The sequence below is a fragment of the Sulfuricurvum sp. genome (assembly GCF_049305995.1).
Classification (GTDB): domain Bacteria; phylum Campylobacterota; class Campylobacteria; order Campylobacterales; family Sulfurimonadaceae; genus Sulfuricurvum.
On the sequence record NZ_JBAQPS010000069.1, the window covers coordinates 1 to 10,823 of the forward strand.

13 protein-coding genes and 1 pseudogene are annotated in these 10,823 nt (G+C 43.2%); 13 read left to right on the top strand and 1 reads right to left on the bottom strand.

Going from position 1 to position 10,823, the window contains the following annotated elements:
* On the bottom strand, positions 1–536 hold a 536-nt coding region (locus WA010_RS02330), incomplete at its 3' end, for an undecaprenyl-diphosphate phosphatase (protein WP_422555568.1).
* Between the two features lie 112 nt (positions 537–648).
* Between WA010_RS02330 and WA010_RS02335 the strand changes: the two genes are divergently transcribed.
* The 13 genes and pseudogenes from WA010_RS02335 to WA010_RS02395 form a co-directional block, all read left to right on the top strand.
* The gene (locus tag WA010_RS02335) at positions 649–1,752 is read left to right on the top strand and encodes a pyridoxal-phosphate-dependent aminotransferase family protein (protein WP_422555569.1); all 1,104 of its coding nucleotides are present in this window, start codon (positions 649–651) and stop codon (positions 1,750–1,752) included.
* A gap of 4 nt (positions 1,753–1,756) precedes the next feature.
* Positions 1,757–2,602 (top strand): ATP phosphoribosyltransferase regulatory subunit, encoded by an 846-nt coding sequence (locus WA010_RS02340; protein ID WP_422555570.1) that lies wholly within the window; start codon positions 1,757–1,759, stop codon positions 2,600–2,602.
* 18 nt (positions 2,603–2,620) lie between these two features.
* A complete protein-coding gene (locus WA010_RS02345) occupies positions 2,621–3,868 on the top strand; it encodes an adenylosuccinate synthase (RefSeq protein ID WP_422555571.1) in 1,248 nt (415 codons plus the stop codon).
* An 18-nt stretch (positions 3,869–3,886) separates the two neighbouring features.
* Complete coding sequence (locus WA010_RS02350; protein ID WP_422555572.1) at positions 3,887–4,309, top strand: flagellar export protein FliJ; 423 nt, start codon at positions 3,887–3,889, stop codon at positions 4,307–4,309.
* On the top strand, positions 4,306–4,833 hold the full coding sequence (locus WA010_RS02355) for a MotE family protein (protein WP_422555573.1): 528 nt from the start codon (positions 4,306–4,308) through the stop codon (positions 4,831–4,833). The genes WA010_RS02350 and WA010_RS02355 overlap by 4 nt, the downstream gene beginning before the upstream one ends.
* Positions 4,834–4,905: 72 nt before the next feature.
* A complete protein-coding gene (locus WA010_RS02360) occupies positions 4,906–5,457 on the top strand; it encodes a DUF507 family protein (protein ID WP_422555574.1) in 552 nt (183 codons plus the stop codon).
* Complete coding sequence (carA, locus tag WA010_RS02365; RefSeq protein ID WP_422555575.1) at positions 5,457–6,584, top strand: glutamine-hydrolyzing carbamoyl-phosphate synthase small subunit; 1,128 nt, start codon at positions 5,457–5,459, stop codon at positions 6,582–6,584. The genes WA010_RS02360 and carA overlap by 1 nt, the downstream gene beginning before the upstream one ends.
* A 290-nt stretch (positions 6,585–6,874) precedes the next feature.
* Positions 6,875–8,356, top strand: a complete 1,482-nt coding sequence (gene ccoN / locus WA010_RS02370) for a cytochrome-c oxidase, cbb3-type subunit I (RefSeq protein WP_422555576.1) — start codon at positions 6,875–6,877, stop codon at positions 8,354–8,356.
* A gap of 13 nt (positions 8,357–8,369) precedes the next feature.
* Complete coding sequence (gene ccoO, locus WA010_RS02375; RefSeq protein WP_422555577.1) at positions 8,370–9,062, top strand: cytochrome-c oxidase, cbb3-type subunit II; 693 nt, start codon at positions 8,370–8,372, stop codon at positions 9,060–9,062.
* A 10-nt stretch (positions 9,063–9,072) separates the two neighbouring features.
* A complete protein-coding gene (locus tag WA010_RS02380; RefSeq protein WP_422555578.1) occupies positions 9,073–9,294 on the top strand; it encodes a cytochrome c oxidase, cbb3-type, CcoQ subunit in 222 nt (73 codons plus the stop codon).
* Positions 9,287–10,216: a c-type cytochrome gene (locus WA010_RS02385; protein WP_422555579.1), complete on the top strand. Its 930-nt coding sequence runs from the start codon at positions 9,287–9,289 to the stop codon at positions 10,214–10,216. The genes WA010_RS02380 and WA010_RS02385 overlap by 8 nt, the downstream gene beginning before the upstream one ends.
* Positions 10,217–10,227: 11 nt before the next feature.
* Complete coding sequence (locus WA010_RS02390) at positions 10,228–10,434, top strand: DUF4006 family protein (protein ID WP_422555580.1); 207 nt, start codon at positions 10,228–10,230, stop codon at positions 10,432–10,434.
* 121 nt (positions 10,435–10,555) lie between these two features.
* Positions 10,556–10,823: pseudogene (locus tag WA010_RS02395) on the top strand (3-dehydroquinate dehydratase); the annotation flags it as partial.

The following is a 10,823-nucleotide window of genomic DNA, read 5'->3' on the forward strand; positions in this document are numbered from 1 at the left end:
AACGAAAACTCCGCCGCACTTTTACGGCTAAGTCCTATAATCAATCCACCGATGAGGGTGGCTCCGGAGCGGCTGGTTCCGGGGATCATCGAGAGACTTTGAAACACCCCGATGGTAAAGGCCTCTTTGAAACTTAGCTCGCTGATATCTTTTCCCGCGTCGATGGGCTTATCTCGTCGAAGATATTCAAAAAGTAAGAACACGATTCCTCCCGCGATGAGCATAATGCTTACTGTTTCCACGCCGAAGAGGGCTTTGATCTGTTTGTAAAACAAAAAGCCTAAGATTCCTGCGGGGAGAAAAGCGACACCGATTTTAAGCCACAACATTTTGTCCTGCATCAGCCGCTTGGCATACAGGAATAAGACGGCGAGGATACTTCCGAGTTGGATGGAGACTTCAAATGCTTTGTGGGCAGCGGTTTGTTCTAACCCTAAAAGCTGTGAAGCGAGGATGAGATGCCCAGTAGAGGAGATCGGGAGAAATTCGGTGACTCCTTCGAGGGCTCCGAGGATCAATGCGTCAAATAATGTCATAAAAAGCTCTTTTTTGTGTGCAATTGTACCATAGCTTTGCCCCTTAAACCTCCCCTAACTTCCCTTTAGCTATAATGTCGGCATTTTGTAATCCTTAAAAAGGAATTTTTGAATGTTATTATTTACTCCAGGCCCTACCCCTGTTCCTGAATCTGTCCGTGTTGCGATGGCAGGCGAGACACTGCACCACCGTACGCCGGAATTTGAAGCGATTTTTGAACGAACTCGCACATTGTTATTTGAACTTCTTGGGATGGATGAAGTATTGATGCTTGCGTCATCGGGCACAGGAGCGATGGAGGGGGCAGTGATCAATCTCGCACATTCTAAACTTCTCTCGATCAATTCGGGAAAATTCGGTGAGCGTTTCGGCAAAATCGCCGTAGCTCATGGGATCGCAAACGTTGAAATTAAACACGAATGGGACACTCCGGCAACCGTAGAGGAAGTCCAAACGGCATTGAACGCTAACCCTGATATCGATGCGATTGCGATTCAAATCTGTGAAAGTGCGGGCGGATTGCGCCACAGTGTTGAAGCGATCGCAGCGGCAGTTAAAGCACATAACCCAGCTATTATGGTGATTGCTGATGGTATCACGGCGGTGGGTGTTGAGAAAATCGACGTCACCAATATCGACTGTTTGATTTCAGGGAGCCAAAAAGCATTGATGCTCCCTCCAGGGCTTGCGATCATGGGTCTCTCCAATGCGGCGATTGAAAAAATGGGAAGCGGCAAAGGGTATTATTTCAACCTCGTTACCGAGATTAAAAATCAGCGCAAAAACACGACGGCATGGACGGCGGCAACGACGATTACCATCGGATTAGAGTCTGTTTTGAACCGTATCAAAGCCGAAGGCGGTTTGGACAAACTCTACGCCGATACGGCGCGCCGTGCGCAAGCAACCCGCGAAGCGATGGTGGCAATCGGTCTCTCTATTTACCCGACCAATCCAGCCGATTCGATGACGACGGTAGGGGACGCGGAAGCGAAACAAATCCGCTCAACTCTCAAAGCATTCGATGTGAATGTCGCGGGCGGACAAGATCACATCAAAGATTCGATTTTCCGTATCAACCACATGGGGCTTATCGCTCCGTATGAAGCGGCTTGGGCAGCCAACGCGGTGGAATTGGCTCTCGATAAAATGGGACGCCGTACGTATGACGGAACCGCTAACCGCGTGTTTAACACCGTCTACTTCGGACTCTAACACGATGGTATTTGAACACGAAATCCCTGAGGGTTCCAAGCTTTATTTTGCTGCCACGGCAAAGACTAAACGACTCATCGAAACCAAAGCGAGCACACTTTTGAGCGATGCTGGATTTGAAGAGATCATTACACCACTGTTTTCATATCATCAGCACATGAGCGTTTGCGATCAGCGTGAATTGATCCGAGTTAATGACAGTGAAAATCATCCGATCAGCCTCCGTGCTGATTCGACGATCGATGTCGTCCGTATCATCAACAAACGCCTCGGCGGTAATACGGAACACAAAAAATGGTTCTATATTCAGCCGGTGTACCGTTATCCCGCCGATGAGCAGTATCAAATCGGGGTTGAGATCATTGATGAGCCCAACCTCTCAGTTGCCCTTACCCAAGCAACGCGGATTTTAAACGTGTTGGAGATGAAGCCGTTATTGCAAATATCCAATATTAATATTCCACGACTCCTTACCGAGATGTTGGATTTGAACTTGGATGATTTTCGTCATGTGAACATCGAGAAATTTTTGTCCTTGAAGATCGATTGGCTTACTCGATTGGTTTACATGCAACACGCCGATGAAATTGATGCCGTTGCCGAGATCGTCCCCGATGCGATCAAACCGGAGCTTTTAAAAATCAAAGAGCTCTGCGAAGGGTTGGAATATCCGAATGTGGTCATCGCCCCTTTGTATTACGCTAAAATGCTCTATTATGATGAGCTTTTTTTCCGTGTTATCGAGGCTAATGAAGTCTATGCAATGGGCGGACGCTATAAAAGCGACGAGACGGTTTCCGTCGGATTCGCCATTTACACCGATGCGTTGATTGACGCATTACACCAATAAACTAAAGTAGGATTATTTATGAAAGCAGATTTGATTGTCGGTATCCAGTGGGGAGACGAAGGAAAAGGGAAAATCGTCGATTTGCTCGCGCAAAAATATGATTGTGTTGCCCGTTATCAGGGGGGACATAATGCCGGACATACCATCGTCGTTGATGGTAAAACCCATGCACTTCATTTGATTCCATCAGGGATTTTGAACCCAAAAGCGATCAATATTATCGGTAACGGTGTGGTTGTCTCTCCTGAAGCGTTGATCAAAGAGATGAAACAGTTTGATAATCTTCTCGGACGTTTGTTTGTCTCTGAGTCGGCGCACATGATCTTGACGTTTCACACCCTGATCGACCAAGCCAAAGAGAAACTTCGCGGTGAAAAAGCGATTGGTACGACGGGTCGTGGTATCGGGCCTGCTTACAGCGAAAAAATCGCCCGTGCGGGATTCCGCCTCGGTGAACTTCGTAATGTGGTTACCTTGACGAATCGAGTCATGGAGTATTTCGAGCAAAACAGTGCAATCTTCCAAGCGTTGGAAATTGCTTTACCAACCAAAGAAGAATTAACTGTTGAATTGACAACCTTTTCAGAAGCGTTGGTACCGTTTTTGGCAAACACGACGCAGATGGCGTGGAAATTGATGGATGAGGATAAAAAAATCCTCCTAGAGGGTGCGCAGGGGACGATGCTCGATATCGATCACGGAACTTATCCGTACGTTACGAGTTCATCAACCATTTCAGCGGGTGCGTGTACGGGTCTTGGGGTTAATCCTAAAGACATCGGAAAAGTGACGGGGATCGTCAAAGCGTATTGTACACGTGTCGGAAATGGCCCTTTCCCGAGTGAAGATCACGGTGATATCGGAGCGCGTTTACGTAAACAAGGGCATGAGTTTGGAACCACTACGGGTCGTCCGCGTCGTTGCGGCTGGTTTGACGCGGTAGCATGTCGCTATGCGAGCCGTTTGAACGGATGTGATGATCTTTCCATCATGAAACTCGATGTATTAGACGGTTTCGATGAAGTTCAAGTGTGTGTTGCGTATGAAGTGAACGGTGAAGTGATCGATTATATGCCGCTTGATCTTGAAAACGTCAAACCGATTTATAAAACGTTTGCAGGTTGGGATAAAACCGAGGGAGTTCGCCGTTTCGAAGACCTTCCAGCAACGGCCCAAGAGTATCTCCGAGCCATCGAAGAGTTGACGCAAACTAAAATCGGTATGATCTCTACGTCACCGGATCGAAACGATACTATAACATTATAATTATTACAAGGAGCACGTATGGGCAAATCTCGTTATGCCCCTTTAGTCAAACTCAAAAAAAAGAGTCTTGACACTGCTGAACGTGCCCTTATCGGTGCGAATAATACCCTCTCTTCCGCTTCAGACAAACTCAACCATGCTTACGAAGAACTTTCTCGAATGAGTTTACCGACAAAAGGTTCTGTTGGAGAATTTACTCAGGCAACCGCTATGATTCATGCACAACATCAAAGTATTGAAAGCTATCAGCAAGCATTGCAAATAGCGCAGGAGAAGCAAGTACAAATGCGTGAGCGTTTTAAAGCAGCTATGATTGATTTCGAGAAATTCAAATATTTAGAAGTCCAAGAGATGAATGCACAGCTCAAACAACTTAAAGATCAAGAAGCTAAAATGCTTGATGAAATCGGTACAATGACGTACAAAAGAGAGGTACTATGAAAATTATCTGGATATTACTATTTATAGTGATTACAGGGCTTTATGCTGCACCTGCAACAAAATCGTATGAATGTACTAAAATATTTGAAGATCGAAAAAATGAACTATTGGTAGAGTTGGAACGGATTGATGAGCAGAAACAATCGCTCGATTCGCTGAAACGTGCCACCGAAGAGCTTTTACGCAAGAAAGAGGCAATGGTACAAGGAAAAGATACCAAAGTCGATCAAAAATTAGCTGAGATTAAAGCCAAAGAGGCATCGATTAAAAAAATGTTGGATGAAAATAAAAAAGTTTTAGATGAAATGAAGCAGCTCAAATCGGATAAAGTTTCTCAAGCCTTTTTAAAAATGAAACCTGCAGCCGCGGCTGGGATCCTCTCAGAGATGCCGTCTTCGGAGGCATCTGAAATTTTGATTACCCTTAACAGTAAAATTGTAGGACAGATTTTGGGTAAAATGGATCCGAAAAAAGGGTCAGAAATTACTGATAAAATGCGGAAGTTACCACAACCTCCTAAATAATCTCCTTTTTCCTCTAAGCGATTTTAGAGGTATTTTAGGCTAAAATGCAGAAAATTTCACTCAGGGCTGGCAATGAAGGTTTCACTGACACACGTACCCCATATCGCGACACGCATTGCTGTCGATCTTAGTCGCAGCGGTTTAGTTACTATGACTAAAGGGATCGAAGGCACTGCTAAAGAAGCCGAAAAGGTTTTGACTACCAATATTAAAAAAGAGATCGCATTGGAAGAGAAGGTTAAAGAAATTGTTAATGCGAATGAAGAACAAATTGATTTTTATTTAGCGGACGAGCGACAACTCTTTTTTATGATCAAAAAGAAATTAGCACCGGAATTCGGTGTGGTTTTGTCGTATGAAGATCGTTATTCCGATATCGCACACCAGATTTTGGATGTATTGTACGAAGAAGATTTGATTAACTACGATGTGAGTGAAAACCGTATTAAAAATATTATTTACGATGCGATTACTGGTTCCATTGCCGACTCAAGTGAAATTGAATCCGCAGTATTTCAGAAACTGAAAAGCTATAAACGTAATCTTATTCCGGGAACCGATGAGTACGAAATCGTATATGAAAAACTTTATAGAGATGAGTTGGTTAGACGGGGGATGGCATAATGCGTGATGTTTGGATTTATCTCGAAAACGGTACTTACCTCAGTGCAAAAAGTTTTGGTGCCGATTCGACAGCGGTAGGTGAGATCGTTTTCAATACCTCAATGAGCGGGTACCAAGAGATTATCACTGATCCATCGTATGCTGGTCAGTTTGTGACATTTACGATGCCAGAGATCGGAAACGTCGGAGTCAATAGCGAAGACATGGAGAGTTCATCTGCTCACTGTAAAGGGATCTTGGTTCGCCAGTATCAAAGTGAGCACTCCTCTTTCCGAGCCGAAGAGGCTTTGCACACATTTTTGGAAAAACACGGAGTAATCGGTATTTGTGATATCGATACCCGTTTTATTACCAAAATGCTCCGAACTGAGGGGGCGATGATGATGATTGCTTCGACAAAGGTTTCGGATAAAGAAGAACTCAAAAAAATGTTAGAGAGCTCTCCACGTATCGAAGAGATCAATTATATTGAAGAGGTAAGTACCAAAACGGCTTATACTCACCGTAATGGAATTTATGATCCGTTTAACTTCCGTTATAACGATGCACCTGCACCGAAAGCTCGCATTGCCGCGATCGATTTCGGCGTAAAACGTAATATCCTTAACGAACTCACCGAAGCAGGGCTTGAAGTAGAAGTATTGCCAAACAGCTTTAGTGCGGATGAGTTGATTAGTCGATATGACGCTAAAGAGATAGATGGTGTTTTCCTCTCTAATGGTCCGGGAGATCCGTTGGTGCTGAAAAAAGAACAAGATGAGATTAAAAAACTTATAGCTCGCCGTATTCCGCTATTTGGTATTTGTTTGGGACACCAGCTCCTCTCTATATCGCACGGATACGATACCCATAAACTCAAATTCGGCCATCACGGCGGGAATCATCCGGTGAAAAATGTTCAAACGGGGATGGTAGAGATTACGGCACAAAACCATAACTATAATGTCCCTGAATCGGTGCGCGAGATCGCAACGGTTACACATATTAATCTTTTTGATAATACAATCGAAGGGCTTCGCTATAACAGCGGACATGTCTTTTCAGTACAGCACCATCCAGAATCAAGCCCAGGTCCTAAAGAGAGCCGATACATTTTCGGTGAATTTCTCCAACTCCTCCAACGTTAATGAGATTTAGAGGGTTATTCCCTCTGATCTGACGCTAAGTCATTTCTTAAGTGTTACTTTTTTACCCCAAATACTTTATATATGCTTAAAATAATCACTTTGTTACAAAAGTGTTAAGAATGTTTAATAATTTAAGATTTCTTAAATACTCTGATTGCTATTATTAGAGTGTCTAATAGCCTACTTTTGTTACAAAAGTGTTAAGGGCATCTTTGATTTCATAAAAAATTTTGTGATGTCAGAGGTGCCCTAATAGGCTCTTATGCTTTGAATCTTTAAGGAGGTCGTAAATGGAGAATCGTCCATTGGAGTATGATTACACGGTTGCAAAGTGGTTTATGCTTACAACTGTTGTTCTCGGTATTGTCGGGATGCTTGTCGGCGTTATTTTGGCGTGGCAAATGGCGTTTCCTGCTGTGAATTTGATGGCGGGAGAAGGATTGGCAGAATATACCAATTTTAGTCGTCTTCGTCCGTTACACACTGACTCAGTTATCTTTGGTTTTACCCTTAGTGGTATCTGGGCTACTTGGTATTATGTGGGGCAACGTGTATTGAAAGTATCAATGGCGGAATCAAAATTCTTGATGTTCCTTGCTAAATTGCACTTTGCTGTCTATTTATTGGTAGTTGTTGCAGTAGTCGGTTCATTGTTACTTGGTATCTCTACCGGTAAAGAATATGCTGATTTTGAATGGCCGATTGATATCGCAGTTGTTGTGGTATGGGTTATTTGGGGTATGTCAATTTTTGGTTTGATCGGTATTCGCCGTGAAAAATCGCTTTATATCTCTATTTGGTATTACATTGCTACTTTCTTGGGTATCGCTATGTTGTATCTTTTTAACAATATGGAAATTCCAACGTATTTTGCTTCTGGCGGAATCGGTGCATGGTATCACTCTGTTTCAATGTACTCTGGTACAAATGATGCGTTGGTACAATGGTGGTATGGTCACAATGCGGTTGCGTTCGGATTTACCGTACCTATCGTAGCGATGATCTATTACTTCCTTCCAAAAGAATCAGGGCAAGCTGTTTATTCTTATAAATTGTCTCTTCTTGCGTTTTGGGGATTGATGTTTGTTTACCTTTGGGCAGGCGGACACCACTTGATCTATTCTACTGTTCCTGATTGGATGCAAACTATGGGTTCTGTATTCTCGGTTGTATTGATTCTCCCATCATGGGGTTCAGCTATCAATATGCTCTTGACTATGAAGGGTGAATGGCAACAAGTAGCATCTAGCCCATTGATCAAATTTATGATCCTTGCGTCTACATTCTATATGTTCTCAACCCTTGAAGGTCCGATTCAAGCGATCAAATCAGTTAATGCTTTGGCTCACTTTACAGACTGGATCGTTGGTCACGTACATGACGGTGTTCTTGGTTGGGTTGCATTCATGATTATGGCTGCATTGTTCCACATGGCTCCACGTGTATTCAAACGTGAGATTTATTCTAAATCGTTGATGAACACACAATTTTGGATCCAAACTCTCGGTGTTGTTTTGTATTTCACATCTATGTGGATTGCAGGTATTACACAAGGTATGATGTGGCGTGCGCATGATGAATTCGGTAACTTAGCTTACTCATTCATCGATACAGTTACTGTATTGCATCCGTATTACACTATTCGTGCTGTTGGTGGTACATTGTACCTCGTAGGTATGTTCTTGTTCGCGTACAATATGTACAAAACAATGACAAGCTCTCGCCGTGTTGAAGAGAGTGAACTTCAAAACGCATCGCCTATGGGCGCTTAATAAGGAGGGGAAAATGTTTCACTGGTTAGAAAAACACCCGTTCTTTTTCGCGGTAGCAGTATTCTTAACAATCGCGTTTGCTGGTCTCATTGAGATTTTGCCAAACTTTGCGCAAGCGTCTCAACCGACTGTAGGGACAAAACCTTACAGCACGTTAGAACTTGCTGGTCGTCATGTTTATATTAAAAACAACTGTATGGGATGTCACTCTCAATTGATTCGTCCGTTTAAATCTGAAACTGATCGTTACGGTCACTACAGCTTGAGTGGTGAATATGCGTATGACCGTCCATTCCTTTGGGGTTCAAAACGTACGGGTCCTGACTTGATGCGTGTAGGGAACTACCGTACAACAGACTGGCACGAAAACCACATGAAAGATCCTGCAGCTGTAGTTCCAGGTTCAATCATGCCGGCATATCGATGGATGTTCAAGAATGCAGCGGATATTGACACTGCGTATGCAGAACAAGTAACCGTAAATAAAGTGTTCAATACACCTTATAATGCAGAGATTCCTCTCGCTGATGGCACAAAAGCAACGGTAGCATTGGCAGCAACATTGGATGAAGCGAAAGCGGCAGCGCTCGAAGAAGCTAAAGTGATTGCAGCAGATATGAAAGATCAAGATGTTAAAGATGCGGTTGCAGCGGGTCAAATCCCTGAAATCGTAGCAATGATCGCTTATCTTAACAGTTTAAAATAAGGGATTAAGGGTGGATATCGGTACGATTCAAGCGTATGCTTACTTTTTCTTCGTTGCGTTTTTGGTGGTGGTGTTGTATTCGTACATCTACCATCTCTACAGCTCGCAATGGAAAGGGAAGCGCGATTATGAAAAGTACGGAAATATCGCGCTCCATGATGAGATTACCGATCAACCGATCGAAACTATCTCAAAAAACGATGATAAAAAAGTAGGAGGCATAAATGAATAAGACAGTACTTGCTGCTATCATAGTTACAATTGCTATGCTTGGCTTTACCTATGTCGCTGTCGGAATGGCCGGCGGTATGGGTGGTGAAGGTGACTGGGTTAATAAACTCGCCGTTCTTGGTGCAGTTGTTCTCGTTATCGTAACCACATTTGTTGTAACCAAATATGTTCGACAAATGCAAAACGACCGTGCAAGTGGTAAACTTGCGGATGAAAATTGGGACGGAATCGGAGAATATAAAAATGAACTTCCTTTTGGATGGGCAATTATTTTCCTAGGTCTCACTATTTGGGCAATCTGGTATTTCCTTGCAGGATATCCGGTTAATGCGTATTCACAAATCGGTGAATATAACGAAGAAGTAGCGGCTCATGACGCGAAATTCGAAGCTGAACATGCTAACATGGATGAAGCAACCCTAACAGCGATGGGTGAATCGGTATTTATCGTTCAATGTGCACCGTGTCACGGTTTACAAGCAGATGGTATCGAAGGCAAAGCCGCTAATCTTAATGTACGTTTGGAAGAAGCAACGGTTAAAGGTGTTATCACTAACGGTTCTAACAATCAACTTCTCGGTATGGAAATGCCGATGCCGGATCGTAACGGTTTGTTGAATGCTAACACGGGTGCATTGATTAGCGATGCTGAGATCAATGCGGTAGCTAAGTATGTTGCGGGCGGAATGAAAGGTGCTGAAGGTGCTGACGTATTCGCTGGAACATGTGCTGCATGTCATGGACCTGACGGTAAAGGTATTGATATGGTTGGACCAAGCGTTGCTGAGTTCAATCCGACTTTGGTTGCCAATGTTCTTAAACATGGTAAAAAAGGTTCAATCGGTGCAATGCCTGCATTCAATAACTTGACAGAGACTCAAGTTAAAGCGCTTGGTGCTTATGTCACCGATCTTAGTAAATAAGGAGAGCCAAAATGGAAAATCGTAGTATTTTTGCATTAGACGGCATCACCGGTATGTTGATCGCGACTGTATTGTTGCTCTCTATCCTAGCAGGTTTAACTGTTTGGGGATTGGGTGTGCAACAAGGTAGTGCAGCGAACTATTACCAAGTTGAAAATGAAAAAGACATCAAGATGTTCAGCACAGAAAATGCTGCACATCGTGTTGATGTAAAATAAGGGGTTTAGTATGGCAAGTATCATGGATAAACTCATTACAATAGCATTAGTGGTTTCTGCAGCGGTAACGTTGTGGGCGGTTATTACACCGAATCACCTGTACGTCGGTTAAGGGTAGCTTTTGTTACTCTCACGAGGGCTCGCGGCCCTCACCCTTTTATTCTCACTCACTCTTCATGCTGAATATTTATATAAAGATGATGTTGTTAAAAATCCTCAATTTTCTGAACAAATCAATGCAATCGGTACGGAACTAAAAGCTAAAACAGGTATTTCATTGTATCTAGTCATGGTACGTGATTTGGAAGAAAATCAAAGTATCGCTGATTTTGAAAAACAGCTCTCAACGGAGCTTAAAGAACCTGCAGTGATCATGACGTTTATAGAGC